The sequence below is a fragment of the Micromonospora sp. DT47 genome (assembly GCF_049844475.1).
GTDB lineage: Bacteria > Actinomycetota > Actinomycetes > Mycobacteriales > Micromonosporaceae > Micromonospora.
The window spans coordinates 1-11,987 of record NZ_JBNCLC010000038.1; the positions used below are offsets into that span (position 1 = coordinate 1).

Sequence of the window (11,987 nt, forward strand, 5' to 3'; positions counted from 1 at the left end):
AGGCTTCACGAGCGGGGGCTCGCGGCGCCGGGACCATGTGTAACGACCGCCGGCCCACCATCATTCCGGGGCCCGCCCCCTGCCGGCCAGACCGGCGGGGCTTGCTGCTGCGGTCGTACAGAGGGTGTAACGACCCCGGGCCGCCGACGATTCCGCCGCCAGCGTGCCGCCGGTCACGGGACACGGCCGACACGGACCCCGGCCCGCGCCATCCGCACACCCGACCCCCAGCCGGAACCGGACAATCCGCGCACCGACGCCATCGACCCCACACTGGCCGCACCGGACACCGACCCCATCCCCCGCATCGGGTGCGTCCGTCGTCGCCCGAGCAGCACCACCGGAGGGGCAGGCAGGCGGGCCAGCCCGACGCGATCGGCGACGTGCGCTCGTACCCCAAGGGGAGACGGCGGCGACGCGGCCCACGCGCGCATCCCCGCCCACGAGCCGGAAGCCATTCGCGGAAAGCGACCGGAACGGCGTTACCCTGACACCATGCAGGCCGTCTCCCCCACCGCGCCCCGCGGGCCCCAGTTGGCCCGTCCGGGTCGACCCGCCGTGGTGGCGCGCACGCTCGCGGAGCTGGCCGGCCCCACCCGGGGGGTGGTGGAGCTGCCGGTGCGGCTGATGTGGCACGCCGATCGGACGTTCGACCTCGCCGACCCCGACCAGCTGCTCTGGATGTACGAGAACGTGCTGCGCGAGACCACCCGCGCCGAGGACCTGCGGCACCTGATCAACGGCCGGACGCTGCGCCGCGTCTGGCGGCGGCTCAACCTGCCGCGGGGCGTACGGCAGGCCTGGGAGAGCCGGCACCGCGGTCTGCGTACGGCGTGACCGCCCCGCACCTGCACGACTTCTACCGCGAGGTCGCCCGGGTGGCGCTCACCGCGGCCGGGCCGCACCGGTTCGTGCTCGGCGGTGGGGTGGCCTGGGCGGCGCACGGGTTGATCACCCGCCCGACCGAGGACGTGGACCTCTTCGCCGACGTGGAGGGCGCCGCCGCTGCCGCCGCCGCTGAGGTCCGCGCGGCGCTGGAGCGCGCCGGATTCGCCGTCGCCGACGCCGACCCGGACAGCGAGCTCGGCGGCCTCTTCGAGGGGTTCGACCGGGACATGAAGGACTTCGTGGTCACCCGGGGCACCCGGCAGATCCGGTTGAGCCTGGCCCGGCTCGACCGGTACCGCTCCCCGGTGGTGATGGACCTCGGCCCGGTGATGGACGTCCGCGACCTGGTGGCGAACAAGACCGCCGCGCTGGTCAACCGCCGCGAGGTACGCGACTACATCGACGTCTCCTCGGCGCTGGACCACTACGCCGTCCCCGAACTGCTGGAGCTGGCCCGGCAGGCCGACCCGGCGCTCGACCCCGACGACGTGCGGGAGGCCGGGCGCTACCTGGACCGGGTGCCGGACCAGCGGTTCGCCCGGTACGGGCTGGACGCCGCGCAGGTCACCGCGCTGCGACGCAGGCTGGCCGCCTGGCCCCGCTGACGGCGGCGAGAAGGCGTACGAGATGGCGGCGGTGTTACGCGGAAGTGGCTCACGGCGCTGGTGGTGTGAAACATCCCGGGCCGCTGTGGCGAGAGTGACAGCAGGGTCGTTAGGGTGCGCAACGGCGCCCACGAGGCGCGCTTCCACCCCCATGGAAAGGCACGTCATGACCTCCTCCTCCGGCGCCTCGCGCCGCCAGGTGCTGGCCGTCGCCGCCGCCGCCGCGACCGCCCCCCTGATCGCCGGCGCCCCCGCGCGGGCGGCCGAGTCGGTGGGCCCGAAGACCTGGGACCTGACGATCCTGGGCACCTCGGACACCCACGGCAACGTCTACAACTGGGACTACTACAAGGACGCCGAGTACGACGACAGCAGGCACAACGACGTCGGCGTCGCCAAGCTGGCCACCCTGGTCAACCAGATCCGCGCCGAGCGCACGGGCAGGGCCACCCTGGTCCTGGACGCCGGCGACACCATTCAGGGCACGCCGCTGGCCACCTACTACGCCAAGCAGGAGCCGATCACCGTCACCGGTGAGACGCACCCGATGGCCAACGCCATGAACGTGCTCAGGTACGACGCCGTGACGCTGGGCAACCACGAGTTCAACTACGGCCTGCCACTGCTGGCGAAGTGGATCGAGCAGCTGGGCTTCCCGGCCCTCGCCGCGAACGCGGTCAACGAGGCCACCGGCAAGCCGGCCTTCCTGCCGTACGTGATCAAGAAGGTCCGGCTCGGCGGCTGGGACTCCCCGACCATCAGCGTCGGCATCCTCGGCCTGACCAACCCGGGCGTGGCCATCTGGGACAAGGCCAACGTCGAGGGCAAGCTGGTCTTCCCGGACATGGTCGAGACCGCCGCCAAGTGGGTGCCGATCATGCGGGAGCGCGGTGCCGACCTGGTCATCCTCTCCGCGCACGGCGGCGACAGCGGCACCTCCAGCTACGGCCCCGAGCTGCCGAACGAGAACCCGGTGGCCCTGATCGCCCAGCAGGTCCCGGGCATCGACGCGATCCTCTTCGGCCACGCCCACGCCGAGGTCGTGGAGCGGTTCGTCACCAACACCACGACCGGCGCGCAGGTGCTGACCGCCGAGCCGTCCAAGTGGGGCCAGCGCCTCACCCGGATGGACTTCACCGTGCAGAAGGTGCGCGGCACCTGGAAGGTCCTCTCCAAGGGCGCCACCATGCTGAACACCAACACCGTGGTCGAGGACCCGGCGGTGCTCGCGGCCGTGCGCGGCCAGCACGCCAAGACCGTCGACTACATCAACACGGTCGTGGCGCAGTCCAGCGAGGAGCTGTCCGCCGCCGAGTCCCGGTACAAGGACACCCCGATCCTGGACTTCATCAACCACGTCCAGACCGAGGTCGTCACCGCGGCGCTCGCTGGCGGCACGTACGCGTCCCTGCCGGTGCTGTCGATCGCGGCGCCGTTCAGCCGTACCGCGATCTTCCCGCAGGGCGACGTGCGGATCCGCGACGTGGCCGGCCTCTACGTCTTCGACAACACCCTCGAGGCCGTGGTGCTCAGCGGCGCCGAGGTGAAGGCCTACCTGGAGTACTCGGCGAAGTACTTCACGACCCTCCCGGTGGGCGCGACCGTCGACCCGACGACCATCAGCGACCCGGCCGTGCCGGACTACAACTACGACGTGATCTCGGGTGTCGACTACGACATCGACATCAGCAAGCCGGTCGGCCAGCGGATCACCCGGCTGGTCCTGCCCGGCACCGACACTCCGGTCTCGGACACCGCGCAATTCGTGATCGCGGTGAACAACTACCGGCGCAGCGGCGGCGGCAACTTCCCCGGCATCGTCAAGACCCAGGTCTACAACGAACAGCAGGAGATCCGCCAGCTGCTGATCGACTGGGCGCAGGCGAAGGGGACGATCAACCCGGCCGACTTCTTCGTGCCGAACTGGACGCTGGTGCGCGAGGGCGTATCGGTCTTCTGACCCGTACCACGTCGGCGGGCCGCGGGTGCACCCGCGGCCCGTCCGCGTCCGCACGGTCAACCGCCCGCCCCCAGGCGGAGGTTCCACTCGTCGGGGTTGCCGGCCGGATCGGGCCGGTCCCGGCGGGGTTCGGTCTCGGTGAACTCCACCCGGTCGTCCGGGCGGACCCGTGGCGGCAACTCGCCGAAGCGCACGTGCCGCAGGAATTCGTACTCCTCGTCGGTGAACGACTCCGGGTCGGTCATGCCCGCATTGTGCGTCCGCCCGTCCACCGCCGCATCAACCTCACGGTCAGGGGTAAGCGCCGCCGAACGACCATTGCCGGGGACAGGTGGAGGACGACATGCGCGCGGTACGGATGACCTCCCCCGGGGTGCTCGAACAGGTCGAGGTCCCCACCCCGACCGCCGGCTCCGGCGAGGTGCTGCTGGCCGTCGGCGCTGTCGGCGCCTGCCACTCCGACCTGCACGTCCTCGACGCGCCGCCGGGACTCTTCCCCACCCCGATCACGCTGGGCCACGAGATCGCCGGCACCGTGGAGACCGTCGGCGCCGGGGTGACCGGCTGGTCGGCCGGGGACCGGGCCGCGGTGTACGGGATCATCGGCTGCGGCACCTGCCGGGCCTGCCTGCGCGGGCGGGAGAACCAGTGCCGCCGGGTCCCACCGGGCGGCATCGGCCTGAGCCGCGACGGCGGCCTGGCCGAGTACGTGGCGGTGCCCGCCTCCCGGCTGCTGCACGTAGGGGACCTGGACCTGATCCAGGCCGCGCCGCTGACCGACGCCGGACTCACCCCGTACCACGCGATCGAGCTCGCCCGCCCGGCGCTGCGCCCCGGGACGACCTGCGTGGTGATCGGGATCGGCGGGCTGGGGCACCTGGCGGTGCAGATCCTCGTGGCCACCACCGCGGTACACATCATCGCAGTGGACACCAGCGTGGCCGCGCTGGACCTGGCCACCCGGATGGGGGCGCACCACGTGGTGCGGGCCGACCCGGAGGCGGTCGACCGGATCCGCGAGATCGTCGGGCCGGCCCCGGACGGCGCCGACGTGGTGATCGACTGTGTGGGCGTGGACCCCACCCTCACCACCGCCCGGTCGGTGGTCGCCACCGGCGGCCAGCTGCTCCTGGTCGGCCTGGGCGGCGGCACGCTGCCGGTCCGGCCGGTCGCCGACGAACCGCCGACGATGCCGCTGGAGACCAATGTGGTGATCCCCTTCTGGGGCACCCGGGCCGAGCTTCAGGAGCTGATCGCCCTGGGCCGGCTCGGCCTGGTCACCGCCGACGTGCAGACCTTCCCCCTGGAGCGCGCCCCGGAGGCGTACGACCTGCTGCGCCGGGGCGAGATCCACGGGCGGGCAGTCATCGTGCCCTGACCGCCCCCGGGCGGGCAGGCGTGCTGGAAGACCGGCGCCAGCACCTCGGCCAGCCGGGCCTTCACCGCGTCCCGTTCCGACAGCTCTGGCCGGGTGAGGACCAGCGCGACAGCCTGGGCCAGCTGGTCGTCCTCCTGCTCGGCGAAGAGTCGTCCTCCTGCTCGGCGAAGAGATGGTCGGTGGGGGCGACCAGTCGCGCCGCGGCCAGCCCCAGCATGGCCGTCGGGTCGACCCGGGCCAACAGGTCACCGGGGCAGGGTAGTCACCGGCTCCGGACGGGTCGACGCGGGGCGGGAAACCATCGGCGGCAGGCGGTCCAGCAGGGCCAGGCCGGCCCGGACCGGGGCCCGGGTCAGGGCCCGATCGAAGCTGGCCCGCCCCTGGCAGAACCCGACGAACATCCGCCAGCCGGCCGGCGTGGCCAACAGCGCGTGGAAGACGTCCGGCCGGCGCTCGAACACCTCCAGCAGCCGGTGCCCGGCCCGCATCGACGGCGCCAGCTGGTCGCGTACGTCCCGCTCGTAGCGTTCCAGGTCGCCGCCGGCGACCGCCTCGCCGGCCAGCGCGCCGGAGCGGAGCGCGTAGCTGATGCCCTCCCGGCTCCACGGTTCCAGCAGGCCGGCCGCGTCCCCGGCGACCAGCACCCGGCCGTGGCGCAGCGGCGAGTCCTCGGCCCGGCACCGGGTGAGGTGCCCGGAGTTGTGCTCGGCCTCGACGTCGGACAGGCCCAGCCGGTCGACGAAGCGGCGCAGGTAGTCGCGGGTCCGCTCACCCTCCCCGCGGGCGGCGATCACCCCGACCGTGAGCCGGTCGCCCTTCGGGAAGACCCAGGCGTACGACCCGGGGACACTGCCCCAGTCCAGCAGCAGCCGGCCGCGCCAGTGCTCCCGCACGGCGGGCGGGACCGGCAGCTCCCGCTCCAACCCCAGGTCCACCTGACGGAACCGGACGCCCACGTGCCGGGAGGTCACCCCGGAGGAGCCGTCCGCCCCGAGCACCGTCCGGGCCCGCACCGTCTCCCCATCGGCCAGCCGTACGCGTACCCCGTCGGGGTCCTGGTCGAGGCCGCGGACGGTGACGCCCTCGCGGACCCCGGCCCCGGCGGCGACCGCGGCGGCCCGCAGCCGGTCGTCGAACTCCTCCCGGCGGACCATGGCCACCAGCGGCGTCCGGTGCCGGCGGGTGAAGCCGCGTCGCCCGTCCCGGGTGAACGTCACCCGGTCGACCCGGTCGTGCGCCGGTACCTCGATCCGGCCGGCCACCGCGCTCAGCGAGGTGCCGATCAGGCCGCCACCGCAGGTCTTGTAGCGGGGGTGGGTGGACCGCTCCAGCACCAGCGTCCGGACGCCCGCCGCGGCGGCGACCCGGGCGGCGGCGAGCCCGGCGGGGCCGGCGCCGACGACGACGAGATCCCAGATGATCACCTGGCCAGCCTAGGGCACCCCGGCCCGAGCGGCCGCTCACGACCGCCCGTCCGGGTGGGCATTCTCGGTCAGCCAGCGGGTAAGCCGCAGTACCCAGATTGCTCGCCGGACGGGCGGGTCACGGCAAGGAGGTCACCATGCAGCAGGTACGTCTGTCGGAGGCCGAGGTGCGGGTGTACGAGGCGGTGACGGCGCTGGAGACGCGCGGCCAGGTGCCCTACCCGGACCTCATCGCCCAAGAAGCGGGCATGTCCGTGGAGGAGGTCCACGCGCCACTGCACCTGCTCACCGAGAAGGATCTGTTGCACCGGGAGGACTCACCGATGGCCGGCCTGGACTTCGGTCCGCGGTGGTGCGCCCGCCAGATGGCGTGACCGCCGCCGGCGGCCCGGGTAGCGGTCGGACGTGCGTCATCGCCGGACCGCCGTGAGCACGGCACCGCCGGACGCCGGGGGCCGCCGCCGGTGGCAGGCCCTCGGAGTGGGGCTGGTCGCGGCGTTCATGACGCTGCTCGACGTCAGCATCGTCAACGTCGCCGTGCCGTCCATGGACCGGGCGCTGCACGCCAGCCCGAGCGACCTGCAGTGGGTGCTCTCCGGGTACGCGCTGACGTTCGGTCTGATCCTGGTGTCCGCCGGCCGGTTCGGCGACGCCCACGGACGGCGTACCGCCTTCGTGGTGGGCGTCGCCCTGTTCACCCTGACCAGCGCGCTCGCCGGACTGGCCCGCTCCCCCGGCTGGCTGGTCGCCGCCCGACTGTTGCAGGGCGCCGCCGCCGGAGTGGTGAACCCGCAGGTGACCGGACTGGTCCAGCAACTGTTCCGGGGCTCGGAACGGGGCCGGGCGTTCGGCCTGCTCGGCGCGACCATCGGCATCTCCACCGCGGTCGGGCCGCTGCTCGGCGGGCTGCTCATCCACCTCGGCGGCGAGCAGCACGGCTGGCGATGGGTGTTCTTCGTCAACGTCCCGGTGGGAATCGTGGCGGTGCTGCTGGGCTGGCGACTCCTGCCGACCCGCCCCACCGGGCAACCCGACCGGCACCGGCTCGACCCGGTCGGCGTCCTGCTGCTCGGCGTCGGGGTGGTGCTCCTGCTGTTGCCGCTGGTGCAGCGGGAACAGTGGCAGAGTCCGTGGAAGTGGGCGCTCGTACCGGCCGGCCTGGTGGTGCTGGCCGGATTCGGGTTCTGGGAGCACCGGTACGCCCGCCGGCGGACGCCGCTGTTCGACCTGCGGCTGTTCACGTTGCGGTCGTACACCCTCGGCACGTTGATCGCGCTGGTCTACTTCGGTGGGTTCACCGCGATCTTCTTCATCTTCACGCTCTACCTGCAGAACGGCCTCGGGTACAGCGCGCTGGTGGCCGGCCTGGCTATCACGCCGTTCGCCCTCGGTTCGGCGCTCGCCTCCGCCGTCGGCGGCCGGATCGTCAACCGGTTCGGCCGGCCGCTGGTCGGCATCGGCCTGATCGTCGTGGTGATCGGCCTCGGCGCGGTGGTGTTCATGCTGCGCGGTACGCCCTCCGGGTCGGTGCCCCTGCTGACGGCGGTGCCGCTGCTGCTCGCCGGGCTGGGCAGCGGCCTGGTCATCGCCCCGAACCAGACGCTCACCCTGTCGGAGGTGCCGGTGCCCCAGGCGGGCAGCGCGGCCGGGATGCTGCAGACCGGTCAGCGGATCGGCTCGGCCGCCGGGATCGCCGCGGTCGGCGCGCTGTTCTTCTCCTCGCTGTCGAGCACCGGCGGGCAGTGGTCCATCGCCTTCCGGCATTCGCTGCTGCTGGCCACCGGCATCATCGCGCTGGCGCTGGTCGCCGCCGTGGTGGACGTGGCCCGCAGCCATCGCGTGCGCCCCCGCGCGTCCGCCCCCTCCGACAGCCCATGACCGTCTGGCCCAATGCGGATACGCCGCTGGCCGGCACCCCGTTGCGGGTGCCGGCCAGCGATGTGTGTCTTTAGCGGGTTCAGTTCCAGTGCTTGGCGACGAGGTCGGCGGCCTGCTTCTCCCACTGGGCGTAGGCGTCGGGGTAGGCCGAGACCTGCACGGTCTGGGCGGCCTCGGTCAGCGGCATGTCCTGCCAGCCGTCGACCTGCTTGAGACCCTTCTGGAAGGCCATGGTCGAGTACTCGGGGTCGGTGATCTGCTCGACCGTGCCCCAACCCGAGGACGGGCGCTGCTGGAACAGGCCCTGCGAGTCGTGGTCGTTGCGGTCACCCAGGTGACCCAGGTTCTCCAGCTTCGACTCCTGCAGCGCCGTGGCGATCGAGATCACCGCGGCCCGCTCGTCCAGGCCCGACTTCTTCGTCGCGGCGATGATCGCCTTCACGTTCCTGGTCTGCTCGTCGTTGAGGTCGATGCGGGACTGCTTGCCCTGCACACCGTGCGGGATGAGCTTGCCCTTGTCCACGCCGGGCTTGTCGGCCTGTACGGCCACGGCGATCGGCTTGGCGTCGACGGCGGCGGTGGTGTCGGCGTGGTTCAGGGGGCCGGCGGCGAGGCCACCGGCGAAGGCCAGACCAGCGATACCGAGGATGCTCTTACGCAGCATGGTGGTGGTCATGAGGATGCTCCATCCGGGGGTTGGCACACGGCCGAGGGGGGTCGGCGCGTGGGCAAGCACCACGAGGGGGCGCTCAAAGAATCACAGGGGGGAAAGTCTGCTGTCCGGCAGGCTTCACGAGCGGGGGGCTCGCGGCGCCGGGACCATGTGTAACGACCGCCGGCCCACCATCATTCCGGGGCCCGCGACCCGCCCGGCCAGGCCGGAAGGGCTTTGCTGCTGCGGTCGTACAGAGGGTGTAACGACCCCGGCCCCGCCAGGATTCCGGGCTGACGGTGCCGCCGGTCACGGGACGCGCAGCCCACAGGCGGCGATCCGGGTCATCCGGGCGGTCGTCCGCGCCGCCGGAACCGGACATCGGGGACGCCACGCCGGCGCCGGCGCGGGCGCGGGCATCACGGGCGTGGGCTTCGCCGGGGGGATTCGAGGGCATTTCTTGTCGCCGGGACAGCAACAGACGCACCCGAAGCCCGCCGTCGGGCCCGCCCTGGCGAGCCACCAGCCCGTACCGCCGGAACCGGACATCGGGGAGGTAGAACGACCGGCCGGCCCCGTGACGGGGACCGGCCGGTCGTGTGTCGTTCAGGAGGTCACCAGAGCTGCTGGACGATGTCCGCCGCCTGCTCCTCCCACTGCGCGTACGCGTACGGGTAGGCCGAGACCTGGACGGTCTGCGCCGCGGCGGTCAGCGGCAGGTCCTTCCACCCGGGCACGTTCTTCAGCGCGTCGAAGAACGCCCGCGAGGCGTACTTCGGGTCGGTGATCTCCTCCGGCGTGCCCCAACCCGACGACGGGCGCTGCTGGAACAGGCCCTGCGAGTCGTGGTCGTTGTACGCGCCGAGGTGACCCAGGTTGTAGAGCTTCGACTCCTGCAGCGAGGTGGCGACGCCGATCACCGCGCCGCGCTCCACCACGCCGGTCTTCTTGGCCTCTTTTACGATGGCCTTGGCGTTGGCGAGCTGGGCGTCGTCCAGCGGGATGCGGGACTGGGCACCCTCCAGGCCGTGCGGGATGAGCTTGTCCTTGCCCGGCTTCTCGGCCGGGACTTCCGCGGTCTTGCTGCCCATGGTCAGCCCGGACTCGACCGTGGTGCTCTCCCGGCTCTTGCCGGTGGCCAGGTCGATCGCGGCCACGGCGCCGGCGTGCGGTCCGCTGGTGACGGGGGCGGCAACTGCGGCAGGTCCGAGTGCCAGGCCGCCGAGGGCGGCGACGCCGGCGATGCTGAGTGCGGTCCGGCGGTTCTTGGCGATGGCCGGGAGCCATCGAGTGAAGTCGGCCCGGCGGTTCTTCGCGATGGCCGGGAGCCATCGAGTGAAGTCGTGCTTCACGATGGTTGCCCTTTCGATCGTGTCGAAGCGCTCCGGTGTGAGCGCCCCTCGGGGGAAACTGCTTCACCCGCCGGGGTTTGCGTGCCGGCGGTACGGGGGACACAACCAGCTTCGCGTGTCGGTCATTCCGGAGATGCCGGAGCACGCTGGAGCTGCGGCCTGGGTCACCCGGTGAGCCCGTGCGCGAGGGCGGAAAACGGGCGTTCGGGCAGCTCAGGCGCAGGGCGTGCCGTACCGGACCAGGACGTGCCAGAGCTGTTTGAGGTGCTGGAGAGTGTCGGCCACCGCGGCCCACGGTCGGCCCACCGGTGCGGCTCCCGGACCACCGACGCGGCCGCCCGACCGATCAGCGCGGCGTCGACCGGCTCCCCCGGCCGGGCGAACCCGGCGTGCACCCGGGCGGCCAGCGGCGGGATCGCCGGACCCCGGAACCCGGGGTCGATCGCCTCGACCGGCAGTGCGAACCCGCAGTGGAAGTGCAGGCCGATCCGGTGCCGGCGGGCGATGCCGGCCAGGACGTCCCCGGTGTCCGTCTCGCGGAACGACGGGTCGACCACCAGCGCCTCGACGTCCCTGGCCAGGTCGATGCCGCCGTGGACCTGCGCCTCGACGTAGTCGTCCAGGGCGCGTCCGGCCGTGCCCGCGCGCCAGGCCTCCCGCTCCCGGCGGCGCAGCAGCGTACGGGTCAGGCGGGCCGTGTCCATCCCGGCGACGCCCAGGCTGCTCCCGGTGCCGGCGGTCGCCTCCATCAGGGCGGCCAGGATCGGCTCGGGCACGTCGACCGTGCCGAGCTCGGTGGGCCCGAGGTGGCTGTCGCCGAAGCAGAGGGTGGCCCTGGCCAGCACCTGCGGCCGCAGCCGCAGGTGGCAGGAGCCGAACCGCGGGCAGGCGCCGTCCGGGTGGTCGAGCAGGTTCAGTCCGCCGTACACCGGCCGGTCCGCCGGGCGCACCCCCGGCTGCTGGTACGCCCCGCCGAACAGTCGCTCCTCCCAGCGGTCCCGGTCACCCCCTTGGTACGCGGTGAGCCCGCCGTTGGACATGCCGGTGACGAACTGGCTGCGGTAGGCCCCCTCGTCGGCGAGCGCCCCGGCCACCGTGCGGCCGTCGGCGAGCAGCCGGTCCGGATGGAAGTTGACGGTCAGCCGACCGTGCTCCGCGACCGCGGCGACCAGCTGCTCGGGCCGGTAGGCGGCACCGGATCCGGCCAGGTGCAGGGCGAGCACCGCCAGCGCGGCCGGACGGTCCCGCAGCGCGGTCGCGCGGACGTGCCGCAGGGCGGCGAGCTGGGCGCTGGTCAGGTCGGCGGGCGGCATGGCAGGAGTGTGGACGTGCCGGGGTACGTCGCTCACCTCGTTTTCGGCCCGGCCAGGTCAGCCGGCGCGCTCCCGGTCGGTGCCGAAGCCGTCCAGGGTGGCCCGCTCGTCGAGATCGCGCAGCTCCTGGAAGAGGGTGAGCTGCAGTCCGGCCGGGGCTTCCAGGCGCGAGTTGAGCGAGTGCCACGGCGTGACGGTCGGCGGGGCGAGTTCGGTCGCGCCGGCGGCCACCAGCCGACCGGTGGCGGCCGGAGCGTCGTCCACCTCGAACGCCACCCGGATCTTCGGGGCGACCTGGCGACCCACCTCGACCTCGTCGATCATCCGCTTCTGCGCCGGGTTGGCGATCTCCAGGGTGGCCCGGCCGGCGTCGAGGATGACCACCCGGGCGTCGCCGTCGCCGGAGAAGGCCGCCTGTTCGGGCAGGCCGAGCGCGTCGCGGAAGAAGGCCACCGCGGCCTCGTAGTCCTCCGCCTCCACCACGAGGCGCAGCTGTCGTACGGCCGGGGGCCGCTCGTCCGGGTCGATGCTCACCGC

Annotated in this window: 12 protein-coding genes; 6 read left to right on the forward strand and 6 right to left on the reverse strand. The window is 73.0% G+C overall.

The features are described 5' to 3' along the window. Positions 1-495 precede the first annotated feature (495 nt). The 3 genes from ACLQ2U_RS30605 to ACLQ2U_RS30615 all read left to right on the forward strand — a co-directional run bounded on the left by ACLQ2U_RS30605 (position 496) and on the right by ACLQ2U_RS30615 (position 3,453). The gene (locus ACLQ2U_RS30605) at positions 496-837 is read left to right on the forward strand and encodes a hypothetical protein (RefSeq protein ID WP_425754371.1); all 342 of its coding nucleotides are present in this window, start codon (positions 496-498) and stop codon (positions 835-837) included. After that, positions 834-1,493, forward strand: a complete 660-nt coding sequence (locus ACLQ2U_RS30610) for a nucleotidyl transferase AbiEii/AbiGii toxin family protein (protein ID WP_425754372.1) — start codon at positions 834-836, stop codon at positions 1,491-1,493. The genes ACLQ2U_RS30605 and ACLQ2U_RS30610 overlap by 4 nt, the downstream gene beginning before the upstream one ends. A gap of 166 nt (positions 1,494-1,659) precedes the next feature. Continuing rightward, the gene (locus ACLQ2U_RS30615) at positions 1,660-3,453 is read left to right on the forward strand and encodes a bifunctional metallophosphatase/5'-nucleotidase (protein ID WP_425754373.1); all 1,794 of its coding nucleotides are present in this window, start codon (positions 1,660-1,662) and stop codon (positions 3,451-3,453) included. Positions 3,454-3,509: 56 nt separating this feature from the next. On the opposite strand, the gene ACLQ2U_RS30620 is transcribed toward ACLQ2U_RS30615, so the two are convergent. Next, a complete protein-coding gene (locus ACLQ2U_RS30620; RefSeq protein ID WP_425754374.1) occupies positions 3,510-3,698 on the reverse strand; it encodes a hypothetical protein in 189 nt (62 codons plus the stop codon). 98 nt (positions 3,699-3,796) lie between these two features. Here ACLQ2U_RS30620 and ACLQ2U_RS30625 point away from each other — a divergent pair, with 98 nt between their 5' ends. Continuing rightward, a complete protein-coding gene (locus tag ACLQ2U_RS30625) occupies positions 3,797-4,831 on the forward strand; it encodes an NAD(P)-dependent alcohol dehydrogenase (protein ID WP_425754375.1) in 1,035 nt (344 codons plus the stop codon). A 245-nt stretch (positions 4,832-5,076) separates the two neighbouring features. Here ACLQ2U_RS30625 and ACLQ2U_RS30630 read toward each other — a convergent pair whose 3' ends face one another. After that, positions 5,077-6,255 carry a geranylgeranyl reductase family protein gene (locus ACLQ2U_RS30630; RefSeq protein ID WP_425754376.1) on the reverse strand — a complete coding sequence of 393 codons (1,179 nt, stop codon included), beginning with the start codon at positions 6,253-6,255 and terminating at the stop codon, positions 5,077-5,079. Positions 6,256-6,392: 137 nt separating this feature from the next. Between ACLQ2U_RS30630 and ACLQ2U_RS30635 the strand changes: the two genes are divergently transcribed. Continuing rightward, on the forward strand, positions 6,393-6,629 hold the full coding sequence (locus ACLQ2U_RS30635; protein WP_425754377.1) for a hypothetical protein: 237 nt from the start codon (positions 6,393-6,395) through the stop codon (positions 6,627-6,629). Positions 6,630-6,681: 52 nt separating this feature from the next. Further along, positions 6,682-8,133, forward strand: coding sequence for an MFS transporter (locus ACLQ2U_RS30640; protein ID WP_425754378.1), 1,452 nt, complete (start codon positions 6,682-6,684; stop codon positions 8,131-8,133). 79 nt (positions 8,134-8,212) lie between these two features. Here ACLQ2U_RS30640 and ACLQ2U_RS30645 read toward each other — a convergent pair whose 3' ends face one another. From ACLQ2U_RS30645 to ACLQ2U_RS30660, 4 genes are all read right to left on the reverse strand, one after another. Then, positions 8,213-8,809: a hypothetical protein gene (locus ACLQ2U_RS30645; protein ID WP_425754379.1), complete on the reverse strand. Its 597-nt coding sequence runs from the start codon at positions 8,807-8,809 to the stop codon at positions 8,213-8,215. A 590-nt stretch (positions 8,810-9,399) separates the two neighbouring features. Further along, the gene (locus tag ACLQ2U_RS30650) at positions 9,400-10,137 is read right to left on the reverse strand and encodes a hypothetical protein (protein WP_425754380.1); all 738 of its coding nucleotides are present in this window, start codon (positions 10,135-10,137) and stop codon (positions 9,400-9,402) included. 164 nt (positions 10,138-10,301) lie between these two features. Further along, positions 10,302-11,450: a DUF3626 domain-containing protein gene (locus tag ACLQ2U_RS30655; RefSeq protein WP_425754381.1), complete on the reverse strand. Its 1,149-nt coding sequence runs from the start codon at positions 11,448-11,450 to the stop codon at positions 10,302-10,304. A gap of 57 nt (positions 11,451-11,507) precedes the next feature. Then, entirely contained in the window at positions 11,508-11,984 is a 477-nt protein-coding gene (locus ACLQ2U_RS30660; protein ID WP_425754382.1) for a VOC family protein, read from the reverse strand. Positions 11,985-11,987: the final 3 nt, after the last annotated feature.

Bases quoted from the DNA above. Each gene is read 5' to 3' on its own strand.
- ACLQ2U_RS30655 (WP_425754381.1), bottom strand. From the start codon at position 11,450: ATGCCGCCCGCCGACCTGACCAGCGCCCAGCTCGCCGCCCTGCGGCAC.
- ACLQ2U_RS30620 (WP_425754374.1), bottom strand. From the start codon at position 3,698: ATGACCGACCCGGAGTCGTTCACCGACGAGGAGTACGAATTCCTGCGG.
- ACLQ2U_RS30645 (WP_425754379.1), bottom strand. From the start codon at position 8,809: ATGACCACCACCATGCTGCGTAAGAGCATCCTCGGTATCGCTGGTCTG.
- ACLQ2U_RS30625 (WP_425754375.1), top strand. From the start codon at position 3,797: ATGCGCGCGGTACGGATGACCTCCCCCGGGGTGCTCGAACAGGTCGAG.
- ACLQ2U_RS30615 (WP_425754373.1), top strand. From the start codon at position 1,660: ATGACCTCCTCCTCCGGCGCCTCGCGCCGCCAGGTGCTGGCCGTCGCC.
- ACLQ2U_RS30635 (WP_425754377.1), top strand. From the start codon at position 6,393: ATGCAGCAGGTACGTCTGTCGGAGGCCGAGGTGCGGGTGTACGAGGCG.
- ACLQ2U_RS30605 (WP_425754371.1), top strand. From the start codon at position 496: ATGCAGGCCGTCTCCCCCACCGCGCCCCGCGGGCCCCAGTTGGCCCGT.